The following is a 17,651-nucleotide window of genomic DNA, read 5'->3' on the forward strand; positions in this document are numbered from 1 at the left end:
TGCCGTATTATTTTGTATAACTGCTAAGGAAAAAGCAGTTATCCGCTTATCATTCATTTACTTCGATTCCATGTTTTTTCAGTCTATTTAACAGCGTTTTGCCAAGATTTTCAGGGCTGTTAATAAGTACCATGTGCTTCAGGTTCGGAAACTGAGATAGTTCTGCATCCGATACTCTTTTCAGGTCAAAATATTCATCCTCTCCGTCCCAGAACGGAATTATCTGACCATAGATATCATTGCCGCCATCCATGATTATCTCTTTGATCTCATCAGCAAGAGAGGTCGGTATCTCAAGTCTCTTAAAATATTCAATGGCAGGTTTGATCGGGTCATAACCTTCTTCATCTATATTGATCTCCCGCGGCGGATAACACTTGGAAAACTCATATATATCAAATACAGGTTTCAGAAGCTTCTTCTCATACATAAGCACCTGTATGATACATAATTTGAAATTGAAATTATCAAATTTAAGTGCAGGTTCATTGATGGGCTTTAGTTCATATGGGTTGTCTGCGATCACCCTTTTGGGCTTCTTTTCTTTTTTCGCGGAATATGAGACATCTATGACTTTTCCATCCAGCATAAGATCTTCGATTCTACTATTCTGTACAAATGCTGCTTTTAAGTAAGCCTTTGTATCCACAATACGAAGATCAGTCAGCTTTTCTTTGCTTCGCTTCGTTAATATCGGCTCGTATCCGAAACACTGATCGTATTTTAGTTTTCCGAGTTTCTCTACCGCCTCGGCATACTTTATAAATGTAAAATTCTCTTCAAAACCAAAAACCTCGGGAGTGCAAAGTCCCTCAAAGAAGTGTTCTACCGATGGCAGAAAAAATGTTGAACGTACATATCTGTAATACGCACACTCCAGACTCCACTTTTTTTCATCATTTTTAAAACTGATCTTAAAAGCGATAATATCTCCAAAGGCTGTTACCATGACCGGTATAGCTTCCTCCTTGTAGAGCTTTAAAACGCTTTCATTATAAAAATCCTTGTATTCATCAGGGTCGATCACCCTTAAATAACCGTTCATGAAGGAACCGTATCCATACTCTTTCCAAAACCCGATCCATTCAGCGGGAAGCAAATCCTCATACTTTTTGATAGTTTCAGGACTTACATCACTAACTTTTTCAAAATCATCCAATACTTTATAATCCATGATTTTCTCCTTTTGCAAAAGCAGACTGTTTTATGATATTCTGTTATTTTACAGTGACCTCGAAAGCTTTGCTGTTTATATCGCTTGTATCCCATTCGCCGTTGACACGGGCGCAGATGACAATTTCTAAGGTGCTTCCGGGGTTAAGTTTTTGAGAAGTGAAGACTGTCTTATCAGTGCAGGCCTGAATTTTCCACTTACCCGCAGTTCTTACGGCAATGCCGTATTTCTCAGCGCCCTCGACCTTTTTCCATGTCAGTCTGAACTGGTGGAATTCCTCGTTGTATTCAACATCTGGTACTGTAGGATCGGCATTCGTGGTAATACATCTCGCATTGTAGAAATCATAGTTCCATTCGCCGCCGAACATTGCTATGACCGCTACTTTATAATTTGTACCCGGCTTCAAACCCTTCAGCGTGTATGTAGTGTCTGTTGTCTTCTGTACAAGAGTCCAGTTTCCGTCCACCTCGACTGCAACAGCATACTTCTCTGCGTTTTTGACCGCTCCCCAGTTGAGTGTTGCACTATATTTGCCCGGAACGGCTGTAAAATCAGGTAATTTATCATTAAGAAGTGTGTAGGGGATTCCATTATCGTAAGCATAGTCCTCAGCGGCAGTGCCTTTATAACAACGGATATTGAAGCCGTAGATCCCTTCTCCATACAAGTAATTGTCATCCATGTAACCAAAGGTCTTATAGCCGATGAACGTAACAGTCTCGGGGATAGTTACGGTTTTAAGACTTGTACATCCGGTAAAAGCGTAACTGCCGATGATCTTAACACTGTCCGGGATATTGATGCTTGAAAGGTTTTTGCAGTCGGAGAAAGCACCGCCGCCGATGCTTGTTATACCATCACCGATGATGACTTTTTTTACATCTTTATCAATATACGTGGAACGCGATATAGTTCCCGTGCCGCTGAAAGTAAGCGTACCCTCATCGTCAAGCGTCCATGTCACGTCCTTGCCGCAAGTTCCGCTGTCTACGGTCTTTTTTTCACTCACTGTGATCTTGAAAGCCCTGCTGTCGATATTTCTTGTATCCCATTCGTCGTCTACCTTGGCACAGATCACAACTTCGGCAACGCTGCCGGGTTTGAGTTTGGGTGAAGTGTATGTGGTCTTGTCGGTATAAGCCTGAATTTTCCACTTGCCCGCGATTTTCAATGCAATGCCGTACTCTGTCGCACCTTCAACTGCGGTCCAGGTCAGTCTGAACTGGTGGAACTGCTCATTGTATTCGATATCTGTTACTGTAGGGTAGTTGTAAACTGGCTCATTTGGGGTAACGGTTATCGCGCCCTTTAAATTGGTGTACCACTCGCCGTTAAGCATCGCAATGACCGCAACGTTGTATTTAACGCCTGCTTTCAGACCTTTCAGCACATATGAAGTGTCGTATGTTTTTTCTATGGCAGTCCATCTGCCGTTTATTTTGATCCCGACAGCGTACTTTTCCGCGCCTGCGACTGCTTCCCAGTTGAGGGTAACACAGCCTTTGCCAGGGGTGTATGTAACGACAGGGGTTGCAGATTCGATCAGTTCGTAGGCGATCTTGTTGTCTTTCGCGTACTGTTCGCCGTTTGTGCCTTCGTAGCAGTATATCTTGAAGTTCTGGAGCAAACGGGTCTCGGAATTGTCAGCATATGGATTATCCCAGTTTTCATAGTAGTAGTAACCGACAGCGTATTTACCGATACTTATATTGCTCTTCGGGAGAATCGCTCTTGTCATAGCCTTGCAGTCATAAAACGCATTATCGCCAATGCTCTCAACGCTGTCAGGGATAGACACGCTTTCGAGCTTTTCACAGCCTTCAAAAGCGGATTTTCCTATACTCTTAACGCCGTTACGGATAGTTACAGTTTTAAGTTTACTGCACTCGGAAAAAGCTTCTTTACCTATACTTTTAACGCTGCCCGGAATGATCGCGCTTTCCAGATTTCTACAGTACTGAAAAGTGGCTTCGTCTATACCCTTAACAGTGTCAGGGAGCACTATGCTTGTTTTACCATTCGGGAAAGCCACGAGTTCTGTCATATCCTTGTTATACATAACACCGTCTACTGAGGTATAGTAGCTGTTGGCGGGATCAACGTTTATACTTTTAAGATTGGAGCCATCAACGAATACAGCGAATACATTCTTTCCAAAGCTCGAAACGTTGCGCGGGATATCTATACTTGTCAGTTTTGAACATGATGAAAATGCATAATCTCCAATGCTCGTAACACTGTCGGGAAGGTTTATGCTTGTCAGGGCGCAATCTACAAACGCATAATCTCCGATGCTTGTGACACCGTACGGGATGTTTATGCTTGTAAGACCCCAGCAAGAGTTAAATGCGTCGTTTCCGATGCTTGTAACACTGTTCGGTATAGTTACACTTTTAATATCAAAGCACGAATTGAACGCATTGTCACCGATGGCCGTAACAGGTTTTCCGTCGATAGTATCAGGGATAATGACTTTATTATTCTCGCCGACATACTTTGTTATCGTAACACCTGTATCGCTGTTTACATACCTGAAATCCCCGAATGCAAGATTTTGAGCTGCACTTGCCGAAATCTCAAAATTCATTTCAACTGCATTTCCGAGTGCTGTTCCGCCGCCGGATGTAGTGAGCACTGTCGCTGCAAGTCCGCAGATAAGTTGTTTTTTCATGAGATCGACCTCTTATTCGTTAAATATGTAATGTGGCATATCTAAGCCCGCCACAACAATGTATTATACCACGAAAACCTCAAATAAACAAGGGCAAAGCTTAACAAAGATATATCAGAGGTTTAGTGCATACCCTACCAAAAGAAATGAGTTTAAAATCATAATAGAAAATTCTGACGATCCCTTTAGCACACCACTTAAAATGCTGATCGACAGGGATAAATATTGCTGACATTATTTTATTACTTTGTTTACTATAAGTCAGGTGGTCAGCGGGATAACCATATAGAAGATATTTGAAAAGCTATGTCAACAAAATTAGAATAAAGCGGCAAAGGACTGTTGTCCCTGCCGCTTTGTTGTTTCTGTAATATTCTGATAAATTATTATCAGCCGGTATCAGAATACCTTGATAGTAACAGCGTTTGAGGAAGCATGAGCTGTTACCCATTCGCCGTTTATTTTAGCTATTACAACAGCCGTGTATGTACCGCTTTTGACCTGGGGTGTTGTCCATGTGTGAACGCTGCTGTCAAACTGCTTCATGGGGACCCATCTGCCTGCACGGTATACCGCTATCGCATACTGCTCGGCATCTGGAACTGCTTCCCATTTGAAGCCTATCCTGTTGTCCTTAACCTGTGTCTCGAATTTGGGATATGGAGAAGTGGCAGCTGCATTTGGGGTCACAGTTATGGCATTACTGAAATCTGTGTTCCAATTGCCGTTGAACATTGCGGATACTGCTACCTTGTACTGGAATCCTGCCTTGAGGTCTCTCAGCACATATGAAGTACCGATTCCCTCAGCCAGTATCTGCCATCTGCCGTTTACATATCCTGCAACTGCGTACTTTTCGGCGCCGTCAACAGTATCCCAGCTGAGCTTGACAGCGTTATTGCCCTTTGCATAGGTAACAGCGGGATTGTCCTTTACAGCCTTGGGCTTTGGAGTTACTGTGATAGCATTGGACGGATCGGTGAACCATTCGCCGTTAAGTTTTGTGGCTACACATACTTTGTATTCCTTGCCAGCCTGAAGGTCTTTTAGTATATAGGATGTACCCTCGCCCTCATCGATCATTCTCCATTTGCCGTTTATAAAGCCTGCAACACCGTACTTTTCAGCACCCTTAATATCAGTCCACTGGAGCTTTACAGCGCCCTCACCCTTCAGGTAGGTGATCGTTGGAGGAGTGTAGGTGAGCTTGTCTAAAATCACTGTCTTATTTGTGGTGTAGGTCTGACCGTTAAACTTTACGGCAGCGGTATAAACTATCTTACCATCTTTGATATAAGTCGGGCTGGTAGTCTTTGAAGTGATGGTCGCATCAATGGTTTGCACATCTGTGCAGCGTTCACACTTAAAAGTTGCCGTCACGGTGTGATTCTTTTCGTCGTACTTCCACTCGGGTCTGCCGTAGCTGTGACCAAGAGCGCCTGCACCCTTATAAATTTTTGGTTTAGACCTGTATGTTTCACCTTCAAATTCAACGACAGCGGTGTAGCTGGTATATGCGGGTGTGGTGCAGGTCGCCGCGATAGAACTGCGCTGTATCTCTGCATCAACAGTGTGCTTTTCGCCGCAGGCTTCGCAGGTGAATGTGGCAGTAACGGTTTGGGTTTTCTCGTCCCAGTTCCATTCGGGTTCACCGTATGTATGTCTGCCTATGGTGGGGATAATGACTTCTTCCTCGGTTATCTCTTTTGTTGCTTCTTCATCGAGATAATACTTATCGTTGTACTCATCGTACCAGCATTCGATGTTGCCTTCGTTAAGACAGCCCACGGGTACAGCATCAACATGAGTAACTGTTACAGGCAGATCGGCATTGAACTCTATTTCGGACATCTGCGCGATATTATCATATGAATCAACGATATCATCAAGAATAAGCAGATAATACTTATACTTGCACTTGTTATGAGGGACAGCATACGGAAATTCGGTGAAATTCACAGGTTCTAAAACAGTATCGTCTGTTACCTGATGTACCAGTGACCAGATATCTTCGTCAATATCTGTTACTTTATGGTCGGTATAAGTAGGGGAGTATTCCGCTGCCGCAGCGCTGTTGCTTCCGTAGATACGCCAGCTTTTCCAGTTTCTGCCCGTGTATCTTGAAGTATCATTTGCGGTAGTCAGAACATAGTTATGAATTGCAAAAGGTGTATCTGCTTCAAACAGCAGCCAGTCACTGTCTCTGTTTGCATATTCGCCTGCGCTTATTACTCTGCTGCACCACTTGGTGTTTTTGTTTTTGTCGAATATCAGCCAGAGATGTTCATTTGAAGGTGTATGGGTACCCTGACCGCCGTCGATAATCGAAATACCCTCGTAACCGCTTCCTACGATATCAAAGGCTCTGTATACAACCCCTTGATAATCGCCGATACCGGTGATGACAGCTTGATAGTTGCCTGCCGCTTTAGGGGGCTCGGAAAACTCAATGGTATTTCCGTCGGTATCCTTTTGGGTATAAGAAACGGTGTAATCGATGTTTTTCTGAAGTATAGTTCCGTCAAGCTCTACTGAAAGGACTTTGGGTGAGTGTGCTTTCATTGTTATGGTTGCTTTGGAAATGTTCTGTTCCGACTCTTCTGCGCTTGCCACAACAACAGTACTGCCTGACAGGTCAAATACCCCGATGTTTGCGGGCACAGCGCCCCCTACAAGGGTAATTGCCAGTACTCCGGCAGCAAAACGTTTTCCGGTATTGTGTACTCTCATTTTTGCTTTCCTCCTCTTTACGAAAAAAGATTTTCCACTGGATACTCTGTATTATCCGAGGAAAAAGGTCAATGATTTAACTTAACGTTAATTATTATATCGTATTCATTTATTTTTATCAAGTGATTCAGACATTTTAGATATCTTATACATAAATTTTGTAAAAAACTGCGGATTACATTATTTGGAATTTAGCGAATATGACGAGCTTCGTGCAGAAAAAACGCGGAGAGCCAAACTAAACTGCCCCGCTTTGTACTTTATGTGCAAAGCAGGGCGGTTCGCTTTTAATTCTTATTGATCCTTATAAATGATTCTCCATTAAATTTTTAACCATGTCTGCACACAGCTCGCGACTTGCTTTTTGGGTAGCATTATATGAGGAGTTAGTGTTAGCTTTTGTTAATATTTTCTGATGAACAGCCCAGTCAACAGCACCTGATTTTTTTGCCCAGTCACTCTGCTTATACTTTGATGATTCACCTTTGGTGAATGATGTGTCATATCCGCATAGCTTTGCATACTTGAAAAGCATTTGTGCTACTTGTTCGATCGTAACATCGTCATTGATGCCAAAATTACCGTTTGCATACCCCGCTACAATATCGTTTCTATATGCCCATGTTACAGCATATTTACACGGTTTATCAAAAGTCACATCTTTAAATATCCTCTCATAATGAGTGTATGGTTTTCCTGCCATATTGTAAATTACAGAAACAATGTCAGATCGTTTTATGGTCTCTTTTGGTGCGAAAGTATTCTTTTTAGAATCATTTGACGGTTTTCCAACCATGAACTGATTTTTGAATACAAACTCTACAGCTTTTATATTTTTGATATTTTTAATATCTTTAAAAACAGTATTCAGGTCAACAGTTACATAACGAAGTTGGATCCAGCCTTTATCTATTCTGCCAAAGCCATTGTTAACTTCGTATATTACAACAGGTGTACCTTTTTTTAAAACTCCCATACTCGCAGACTTGTTATCAGGCTTCCTTTTGATCGTAAGGTCAGTATTAACTCCTCCTGTATAAAGAGAATAGTCAGAAACCGCTTTCCCTTCAATTACAGATGCTTGTGCTGTCATTATCCCGACAGAATTCGGTGAAAAAGTCCCTGTTATTACCGCTCCAGATCCTGCAATAGTTAATGCCATTGCGAAAGAAGCGAACCGCTTGAAAACTTTCTTCATTTTTAATCATTCCTTTTCAAAAAAAATATGGTAAATTATAGACATTTTACCAAGTATATAATATCAAAGCAAATACAATTTGTCAATGTATTTAAATATCTTTAAACATATATCAAAAAATAATAAACATTAGCAATATATTAATGGTGCTGGCTTAGTGGTTTTCAGCTGTGCTTTTTACTGTATTTCGGTAGTTAAACGTTGTTTACCACGATCAGCGTTGATTTCCCCTCAGAGTTATGAAAGGAAGCAACTATAAGGGAGTTGTTACTCAAATCTCGTTTTTATAGGAGAAGTCGCCACCGAACAGAGCTTGGTCGATTCGCTTTGGAGTAGTAGTTATCTTTGATGTCAAAGGTATATCCAAAAGGCGGTGAGCCAAATTCTCCGCTATCTATCTTTAATTTTGAACTGTAGCAACAGCAGTTTAAATGTAAAATAGACAGCCCGTCAGCACACATATAGTCATACCAACGGACTGCTCTCACCGCTTTTTTATTTGTTTTACTAAAACGAAAGGATGATGTAAAATTGTAACATACTACCATTTATATTGTAATAAACCGCTTTAATTCTTCAACATACTATTATTATTAGAGCAAATAATAGAGCAGTCAGAAATTTTAAGCGGATTTTGAAAAGCATTTGTAATCAGCTGCTATGTATCGGTAAAAGCCCAAACAGCTGTATTATGATATTTGTTTGTATCAAATGTGGTTTAATCATTAATGCTATTTGTTATATTTCACGAAATCGAAAGAAGGCATTCATGAATATTTAAATTTTCTTGATATTTGAATCAAATCATGATATAATAATTTTTGTATGAAATCCGACGGATGTATCTGGAATCAAACATATCATTGATCAACAGGAGGAGGATCTTTATGACCCATAATATCACAAAACGCACATTTGCAGGTATGCTGGCACTGCTTTGCGCTGCGGGTGCTGTTCCATCAGGAAGAGTTCTGAAAGGCTTTTACGGCATAAACGCGATAACAGCTTATGCAGACAATGAGACCGATAACGATATCGTAATAGTTGATATGCCCGAATTAGGCGATCCGATCTACACTACATCGGTTTATGATGCATCAAATCTTGACGAATTTCTTAGTGCTGTAAATAAAGTCAATGACGGCGATACTATCATGCTGACCGATTCGTTCACCATCTCTTCTAAAGTCACGATAAATAACGGCAAAACATTTACTGTAGACTTCAACGGCAATACGATAAATTTTGACGGTCAAGGTTCAAGTAAGATACAGAACTATCTATATATAGATCACAACGATTGTCATATCACGTTCCTTGACAGCGGACACGGCGGCGGGCTCACTGCTGTCAATAAAAATATCGTTCGCCTGATAATGATAAGCAGAGGAACTGTCGAGCTTCTCAGCGGAACATATATAAGCGGATATGATATCACCAGAACAAATACGGTCAGTGCATATGTTTATGTCAGGGGCGGATATTACGATCTTCTCAACGATGATAGTGACGGTCCGTTCTACAGGAACGTTTCAGGTAATTATTATCTGTTAGGCGGATATTATACCGAGAACAGCAGACTGAGCAATCTGAAATTTAAGCTTGACAATGATCATGAGTATTATGAAACAGGTGATGAAAAATACATTACAGGCATCCGCAAGCTCGGTGCTGAAGCTATTGATAAGGCAGATATAGCAGATATCCTTGATCAGCAATTCACACGCAGGATCATAAGGCCTAAGCACGAGATAAACTTCGGCACAAGGGGACTGAAAGAAAATGTTGATTATACCGTTTCCTACGAAAACAACATCGATGTCGGCACTGCTACGATGCATATAAACGGCATAGGCGATTTTTACGGCACTGTAACTAAAACTTTCTGCATAAAGGAGCGTCCCGTATACAACATCCCTGATAATGTCAATGTGCCTTTCGGCAGCACGCTTGCCGATGTCAAGCTTCCCGAAGCAGATAACGGCACATGGAGCTGGGAAGACAGCAACCTTAGCGTTGGCGACATTGGCACAAAAAACTTCAAGGCGATATTCACTCCGAATGATACCGAGCATTATCTTACAATTAAGGGTATAAGCGTACCCGTTACCGTTCATCATACATATACAAAGGTAGCAGCAGTCGAGCCCACCTGCACAAAAAAGGGCAACATCGAATACTACATCTGTTCCGATGGAAAATACTACACTGATGATAAGGGTACCAAAGAGATACTGCTTTCGGCTACCGTAGTCAAGGCAAAGGGTCACAGCTTCGTAGAACCCACATGGAACTGGAGCAAGGACTATTCGCGGGCGACGATATCCTCCACCTGTGCTGAATGCGGAAAGGTAAGCAGTTCTAATGCTCTGATAAAAACGGAAACCATTGATCCGACCTATACCTCCGAGGGGAAAACCATATACAAAGCGACTGTTACTTTCAACAATAAGACCTATAATGACACCAAGGAAGTTACCATACCCAAGCTCGTTTACACTGCCCCCAAGATATCATATGAACAGGGCTACAACGCTGTAAAGCTCAGCTGGGATAAAGTCGGCAGTGCGGAAAAATACGGTATCGCGGGATACGTGAACGGCAAATGGAAGCTCTTTGATACCTGCACCGATAATACCTATGAACTCAGAAACCTTAAAGAAGGTAAAAAGTACAAGGTGGCTGTGGTAACGATGTTATCGGGCAATTGGGTACAGGATGTTTCAAACGCTGTCATTGTTGCTCCAAAGGATACCGAAACGAGATTCCCTTCGGTAACTTCCATCGAATACAACGAGGAATACCACCAGTTCAGGCTGAACTGGACAAATGTCAAGGGTGCTCAGAACTACGGCGTGGCTGTATTCGCCTCGGGCAAATGGATTGTAGTCAATCAGGATATCCCAGCGGGTACAACAAGCTTTACCTCGCCCAAGCTCAGACCCGGTCAGACCTACAAGATGGTCATATGCGCAAAGGTCGGCGGCAAATGGGATACCGTTGATATCAGCAGCAGAGCGTTCAGCATTACTGTCAAGTAGTTTTTTGAAATTATAACAGTTTTTTCTAGACCTCCCGCAGTGTAAAAGCTGTGGGAGGTTTTGTATTGGTGCTTGGTGAAACAGCCCTGTTACTCATATTGCTTATCTTTCTGTTGATCATTCCGGTTCGTTCTTTCAGTTGGTCAAAATCTGCACGAGTATATATGCCATTGTCCGTCATCGCACGTTTGCAAATCGACAACATCAGCTTTTCGCTTTCTGAAAGCTCACCCTTATCGGAGAGAGTATAATAATCCTTCACCTGTTCCCACAGGCTTAAAAGTCGGTTGTGTTCTTCGATGAAGCTGTTTACCATTTGTGGTACAGAGCCCTTGTAAATCTATTTATCAGCACACTATCTCAGCATTTGCAGAGGAAACGACTTACCGAAAAATACTTTAGAACGTGTCATAACAGAAGCACCATATATAACATGATAACAGTCAATCCAATGAATCCACCCTGCCTTTTTTTATCCGAAGTGTGTGATCACAGCACAGCTCTATAAATTCGGGATCGTGAGTTGAAACAAGCACTGTACTGCCCGAATCCGCAAGCTGCCGCAGAAGTTCTCCTACCTTTTCCATGTGGGCATAATCCAGTCCGGAGGTCGGCTCGTCAAACAGCAATAGCTCTGCGCCTGCTGCAATTGCAGATGCTATTGCCACACGCTGTTTCTGTCCGCCGGAAAGAGCCATTGGGTGAGTGCCCTTATATTCCAGCAAGCCGAGGGTATCGAGTATCTCATGGCACCTGATTATGTCTTTTTCTTTCATCGAAAGCAGCACCTCTTTTTCCACACTGTCGGTGAATAGCTGGTGGTTCACATCCTGCATGACCATGTAGGAAAAGCCGATGCGCTGACGTTTTCTGTATTCCTTCCCCTTTGATATGATAACGCCCGTGCAGTCCTTTTCCAGCCCGCAGATACATCGGAGAAATGTTGATTTTCCAGTGCCGTTGCTGCCGATAACTGCGGTCACTTTTCCTTTGGGAATAGTAAGTTTCGGGATACACAAGCTGAGGTCATCACCGTCAGCGGCTGTAAATATCTTTCTTCGCAGAAGACAGGGCTTGTGATTATAGGAAAAATAAAATTCCCTGAGAATTATCCCGTCGGAAACATCTGTATGCCTGGAGCCCGATTCATCATTGCCCGAAAGCAGTGCAAGATAACGCTCGTTTATGTTCGTCGGGCGAAGCTTCATCTGCTTTGTTTCTTCTTCCGAAAGCTCTGCGAAATCATTGCCCGACCACTCACGGACGATCCTGCCTTTGTCCATATAGATCACACGGTCTGCTATGTCTTTCAGATACCAGAGCCTGTGTTCGGAAATGATTATGGTCTTGCCCTGCTTTTTCCATTCACAGATTATGTCATGCAGCATTGATACTGCCTGCATATCCAGGTTCGATGAAGGCTCGTCCAGCAATATGATCTCGGGCAGAAGCGCTGCCACCGAAGCACAGGCTATCCGCTGTTTTTCGCCGCCTGATAATTCAAAAAGGCTTCTGCCAAGCAGTTTGTCCAGCTTCATCTGTTCTGCTATGATCTCTTTTCTTGCGTTGATCTCTTTGGGTTCAAGCCCGATGTTTTCGGGACCGAACACGATCTCACCGTCGGTATCAACCGAAAAGAACTGGCTTCTCGGATTCTGAAAGACTGTACCCACGATACCCGCAAGCTCATAGAGCTGAGTTTTAGCGATATCATGCCCGTTCACCGTGACATAACCCGTCATATCGCCATGATAGTAATGCGGGATAAGTCCGTTCAGCAGCCGTATCACAGAAGTCTTTCCGGAGCCCGATGCACCGCATAAAAGAATTGTTTCGCCCTTATGTATCGTCAGAGAAACGCCGTCAAGCGAGTTCTCAGCTGCACCCTTGTACTTGTGCGTGACGTTATCTATCTTCGCTATCGTCTGCATCATTTGATATACTTAAAAACCACAAAAACGGCAAGTGCTGCCGTGAACAAAAGCATCAGCAGATAGTCTGCCACGCTCATTTTCAGCACCTGCACACTGGTTCTTTTTACCTTTCCTCCTAAGCCCCTTGTCACAGCGGCTGCGGATAATTCATCTCCGATATTCACACAGGAAAACAACAACGGTATCATCCGGTATTCTATAATACCAGCGGCATCTCCTCCGCCCAACATGATACCCCGCATTTTCATGGCATCACGGATTGCGGTGTATTCTTCTTTTATGGTGGGGAAAAATCTCATGACTACCGCAAGTGAGATAGTGATACCGTCGGGGATGTGCATTTTCTGCATTGCGCAGACAAATTCGCCAATCTTTGTAGTCCTCACCACATACCACGCAGTTATCATCGCAGGCATGAACTGCACGATGATACTGCAATACCCCACAAGGAACGCCGACAGAAACCCCTTTGAGTTTTCAGAAAGGAATCGGAATGAAACTATCAGGGCTGCCGCATACAGTATCAGGAACCGAAATGCCGCCGCATAATGCTTTTCAATGATAAGCAAAAGTATCGGTATCATGGTCATGGATATCCGAACCGCCCACAGAAATGGCGTTGTGGCACTCATCATAACCACCGCTGACACCACGAATATCATGTACAGCTTTGTTCTGGGATCGAGTTTTAAGGACATTACACGATACCTGCTTTCTCAAAATGCTTCTTTACAACAGCCTTGCCCACATAAGCCCCCACACAGCCGAAAACAAAGCAAAGTATAAGCAGTACTGCGATGGTTTTTGAGTTGATAGCTCGGAACAGGTTATCACAGTACTCTGCTGAGTAGCCACCTTCGATCAGATTTTTTCTGTAAGAATTTGCTGTGATAACTACGGGGAAATAATTCGCACATATCCACAGGCAGAAAACACCATAGCTGATGATTGTCTTCTTAAAGCTCTTATATCTGCCCGATCTTGCGATCAGATCGGCTATGACACCGGCGGCAATGATAAACGGTGCACCAAGATATCCCATACCCGTAACGAACATGATGATCGCGACCAGCACGGACATTATGGTCAGCATACCGAATTTTTCTATCTTCGTATAAAACAGCATCATCGGGATAGAACCGACTATCGGTATCAGTACTACATAAGACGCCACTATGTAGGGGTGGATAAATCCCAATATTCCGCAGGCAAACTCTACAACGAACAAAAGCGCCGTGAAAATGCCTATCGTGATAAAATCTTTTGCCTGTAATTTCTTATCATTCATTTTTTAACTCTCCTTATAGTGAATTTTAAGTTATGCCAGTTTCCAGCTTACCGCTTGTTTTCTGCCGCTGATGAAGTTCTTGTAGATGCCCTCCTGCGCCATCAATTCTTCGTGCCGTCCTTTTTGCACTATGCGCCCCTTGTCCACAACGATGATCTGATCGGCGTTTCTCACAGTCTTCAGCCTGTGGGCGATCATGATGATGGTCTTGTGCTTGGTCAGGTTCTCAATGGCTTCGGTGAGTTCCTTTTCGTTTTCGGGGTCAACATTTGCTGTTGCTTCGTCCAGTATTATGATAGGCGCGTCTTTCATTATCGCGCGGGCAATGGCAAGCCTTTGTTTTTCGCCGCCTGAAAGTGTCGCACCGCCCTCGCCGATCACGGTATCATAGCCCTTTGGAAGCGACATAATGAAATCGTGGCAGGCGGCTTTCTTGGCAGCTTGCTTGACTTCCTCAATTGACGCTTCGGGTCTGCCGAAACGGATATTGTTGGAGATAGTGTCCTCAAAAAGATATACCCGCTGAAATACAAAGCTGAAATTCTCCATCAGCGAATCAAAACTGTAATCCTTGACGTTTCTTCCACCGAGTGTGACCTTTCCCTCCTGAACATCCCAGAAACGGGAGATAAGAGAAGTTATAGTAGTCTTTCCGCCCCCCGATGGACCAACGATAGCAGTGGTAGTGTTCTCCTTTATTTCCAGCGATACATCATCAATGATCTTCCTGTTTTCGTAGGCAAAGCTGACGTGTTCAAGGCGGATATCCCTGTTCTGAGGTGTGATGGTTTCTCCGTCAGTGTCCATCTGCTCGATGTCCAGGATCTCATTCGCCAGATCAACGCCTTTTCCGATAACACGGAGAAGAGCGGTGTAGATACCTGCCGAATCCAGCGATTCAAACACCATGAAGGAACACAGCAGCATAGTTATGGTGTGTACAAGCCCCATACTTCCGTTAAGATAGAAATAGACCGATGCGCCCGCTATCGCAACGCCTATCAGCTTGCATATCAGATTCTGAACGCCGACGGCGGGAATTGCCGCCAGCTCTGCGGAAATATCAGCATTTTTCTTGCGTTCAATGGAGTTTTTGAGCTTCGACTGATTGAGACCGATGATGTTGTAGTTCCTGATTTCCGAAATGCCCTGAATGTATTCCAGTATCACGCCTACCATTTCTCTGTCAGCTGAAAGCTTTTCATCAGCGACCCTTGCAACACAGCGGTTCGTCCACTGATTCACCAGTATAAAAACGCCGATGCCAGCCAGAGAGATAAGACCAATACGAACATCGAACAAAAACATGAAAAGCGCGATGACCGCAGTAGTGATAACGCCCTGCAATACCAGCATAATGGCACGGGTGGCTATATCACCCATCTGCTCCATAGTGTTTGTAGCCACCGATGTGATATGCCCGAGACTTGTATCATTGAAGTAGCCCATGGGAAGATACCGCAGATGCTCGCCTATCTCGATACGTTTGAGTGCGGCAGTATCATATCCTGCTTCTGTCTGGAGCATGGTGGAAAAGCGGCTTATCACCGTCTTTCCAAGTGTACTTATCAGCATCAGACCTATGACGGTCAGCATCGACTTTGTGTTGATATGATCGTCAAGCACCGCTTTTATTGCCACAAATGCGGCGGGTATCTTCATGGCGGTGAACATTGCTTCAATGACACCCAGTACGATAGCCTTGTAAAATTTTCGTCTGTTCCTGTCATTACAGAAGTCAAAGAACTTTTTTATCATTTCAAGCATAAGCTTTCTCCTTTCCGCTGTCGCTGTCCTTCACCATACTGTGTGCTTCCCACATTTTTCTGTAAAGCTCACAGTTTTCAAGCAGTTCCTGCTGTGTACCGCAAGCCTCGATATTTCCATTGTTGACAACAAAAATCTTATCCGCATCTACGATAGTTGAAAGGCGGTGTGCGATCACGATCAGCGTTCTGCCCTGTATCAGCTTTGCAACGCTTGCCTGAACAAGAGCTTCGTTTTCGGGGTCGGTATAAGCGGTCGCTTCATCCAGTATGACAACAGGTGCATTTTTCAGCATCGCCCTTGCGATACATATTCTCTGCCGCTCGCCGCCCGAAAGATGTCCGCCTGCTCCGCCGACAACCGTATCATATCCGTTTTCAAGCCCCATAATGAAATCATGACAGCCCGACGCTTTTGCCGCATTTATAACGTCTTCGTCAGTCGCCCCCGATCTGCCCAGCCTGATGTTTTCTTTTATCGACAAATCAAAAAGATAGTTTTCCTGAGCCACATAGGATATCTGAGCCATGTAATGATCAAGGGGCAAGTCTCTTATATTCACACCGCCGTACGTGATATCGCCGGAATCGGTATCCCAAAGCGAGTCGATTAGCCTTGCAATAGTGCTCTTTCCCGAACCCGACGGACCGACGATGGCAGCTATCTCGCCCTGTTTTATCTCCATATTGATCCCGTGCAGTACTTCCTTGTCCTTGTAGGTGAAACGCACGTCGGAAAGCCTTATGTCCGAACCGACAAGCTTCTTTGTCAGATCAAGTGGTCTTACCATGTCCTCACGCTCAATGATCTCTGTCACCTCACCGAAGATGGTTTTCATTTTCAGGATATCGTCCATGTAAGAAAATGCTACCACAAGGGGCGTTATCAGTCCTGCCGAGAGAATGATGCCTGTGATGAAGTCCACCGCAGTAAGGGAACCGTTCTTCACAAGCAAAAGACCGACCGGCAGAACACCTAAGAATGTCGCAGGAAGAAAAGCCATCGTTCCCGACTGCGGCCAGATACACCTGCGCATCCAGTCGATGAAAACATCTGCACCCTCTCTTGCGGCTGTCACGAATTTCTCATATGAACTGCCAGTCTTTCCGAAGGCTTTGATTACCTCTATTCCGTTTATGTACTCCACTGCGGTATCATTGAGCTTTTTGGTCTTTGCTATGGATAGTTCAAAGCCGCCTTTGCTTCTTGCAAACATGACCGTTGCGCAGATGATACCGATGGCAGCACCAATGAGATTAGATAAACCTAACCGCCAGTCAAGAGTAATCAGATAGATGAACATTATGACAGGCAGCAGGATATTCGCTGTAAACTCAGGCACGATATGCGCAAGAGTAGTTTCCATGGAGTCCACTCTGTCAACGATGATATTCTTGTAGCTGCCGCTGTTGTCATCAAGCACGGAGCCAAGGGGTATCTTTGAAAGTTTTTCGCAGAGCTGTTTTCGGATAGTGCCAAGCACAGTAAATGTTGCTACATGAGATAATGAAGTCGAGAATGAGTGAAGTGTGACTCTTATCACCCAGAATAGCCCCATCAGCAATATCTGTTTCAGGTAATAATCCCATTCTCTGTTTCCTACAAGCAGCTTTTCTACAATATCCGCCATTATCAGATACGGGATAAATGATGCAGCCACTCCAAGGATAGCAAGTAAAACGCTACCTACGAAATAGACTTTCTTTCTCCCTGCAAATTCAAGCACCCAAGATAAAAGACTTCGTTTTTTCTTCATTTATAATTCTCCTCCGTTTAAAAATGGTTAGCTCTAACTAACTTATAGACTGTATAATAGGGAAACGCCGATGATGCGTTTCCCTTGTA

General features: G+C 43.7%; 11 protein-coding genes. 1 reads left to right on the top strand and 10 read right to left on the bottom strand.

Going from position 1 to position 17,651, the window contains the following annotated elements; genetic code table 11:
- Window positions 1-49: 49 nt before the first annotated feature.
- From BM265_RS00870 to BM265_RS00885, 4 genes are all read right to left on the bottom strand, one after another.
- Window positions 50-1,174, bottom strand: a complete 1,125-nt coding sequence (locus BM265_RS00870; protein ID WP_074959597.1) for a DUF6892 domain-containing protein — start codon at window positions 1,172-1,174, stop codon at window positions 50-52.
- 43 nt (window positions 1,175-1,217) lie between these two features.
- The gene (locus BM265_RS00875; RefSeq protein WP_074959598.1) at window positions 1,218-3,848 is read right to left on the bottom strand and encodes a leucine-rich repeat protein; all 2,631 of its coding nucleotides are present in this window, start codon (window positions 3,846-3,848) and stop codon (window positions 1,218-1,220) included.
- Between the two features lie 399 nt (window positions 3,849-4,247).
- Window positions 4,248-6,578 (bottom strand): fibronectin type III domain-containing protein, encoded by a 2,331-nt coding sequence (locus tag BM265_RS00880; RefSeq protein WP_074959599.1) that lies wholly within the window; start codon window positions 6,576-6,578, stop codon window positions 4,248-4,250.
- Window positions 6,579-6,882: 304 nt separating this feature from the next.
- A complete protein-coding gene (locus BM265_RS00885; protein WP_207646938.1) occupies window positions 6,883-7,740 on the bottom strand; it encodes an S-layer homology domain-containing protein in 858 nt (285 codons plus the stop codon).
- Window positions 7,741-8,663: 923 nt separating this feature from the next.
- On the opposite strand from BM265_RS00885, the gene BM265_RS00890 reads away from it, so the two are divergent.
- Window positions 8,664-10,817 carry a fibronectin type III domain-containing protein gene (locus BM265_RS00890; protein WP_074959601.1) on the top strand — a complete coding sequence of 718 codons (2,154 nt, stop codon included), beginning with the start codon at window positions 8,664-8,666 and terminating at the stop codon, window positions 10,815-10,817.
- 25 nt (window positions 10,818-10,842) lie between these two features.
- Here the strand turns inward: BM265_RS00890 and BM265_RS00895 are convergent, their stop codons facing one another.
- The 6 genes from BM265_RS00895 to BM265_RS00920 form a co-directional block, all read right to left on the bottom strand.
- Window positions 10,843-11,133, bottom strand: a complete 291-nt coding sequence (locus BM265_RS00895) for a hypothetical protein (protein WP_074959602.1) — start codon at window positions 11,131-11,133, stop codon at window positions 10,843-10,845.
- A gap of 127 nt (window positions 11,134-11,260) precedes the next feature.
- A complete protein-coding gene (locus tag BM265_RS00900; RefSeq protein ID WP_074959603.1) occupies window positions 11,261-12,751 on the bottom strand; it encodes an ABC transporter ATP-binding protein in 1,491 nt (496 codons plus the stop codon).
- Window positions 12,748-13,449, bottom strand: a complete 702-nt coding sequence (locus tag BM265_RS00905; protein WP_074959604.1) for an energy-coupling factor transporter transmembrane component T — start codon at window positions 13,447-13,449, stop codon at window positions 12,748-12,750. The genes BM265_RS00900 and BM265_RS00905 overlap by 4 nt, the downstream gene beginning before the upstream one ends.
- Entirely contained in the window at window positions 13,449-14,039 is a 591-nt protein-coding gene (locus BM265_RS00910) for an MptD family putative ECF transporter S component (RefSeq protein WP_074959605.1), read from the bottom strand. The genes BM265_RS00905 and BM265_RS00910 overlap by 1 nt, the downstream gene beginning before the upstream one ends.
- Window positions 14,040-14,069: 30 nt before the next feature.
- Complete coding sequence (locus BM265_RS00915; protein ID WP_074959606.1) at window positions 14,070-15,806, bottom strand: ABC transporter ATP-binding protein; 1,737 nt, start codon at window positions 15,804-15,806, stop codon at window positions 14,070-14,072.
- Window positions 15,799-17,562 carry an ABC transporter ATP-binding protein gene (locus BM265_RS00920; protein WP_074959607.1) on the bottom strand — a complete coding sequence of 588 codons (1,764 nt, stop codon included), beginning with the start codon at window positions 17,560-17,562 and terminating at the stop codon, window positions 15,799-15,801. The genes BM265_RS00915 and BM265_RS00920 overlap by 8 nt, the downstream gene beginning before the upstream one ends.
- Window positions 17,563-17,651: the final 89 nt, after the last annotated feature.

It is taken from the genome of Hominimerdicola alba, from assembly GCF_900112155.1.
In the GTDB taxonomy this organism is placed as follows: domain Bacteria; phylum Bacillota; class Clostridia; order Oscillospirales; family Ruminococcaceae; genus Hominimerdicola; species Hominimerdicola alba_D.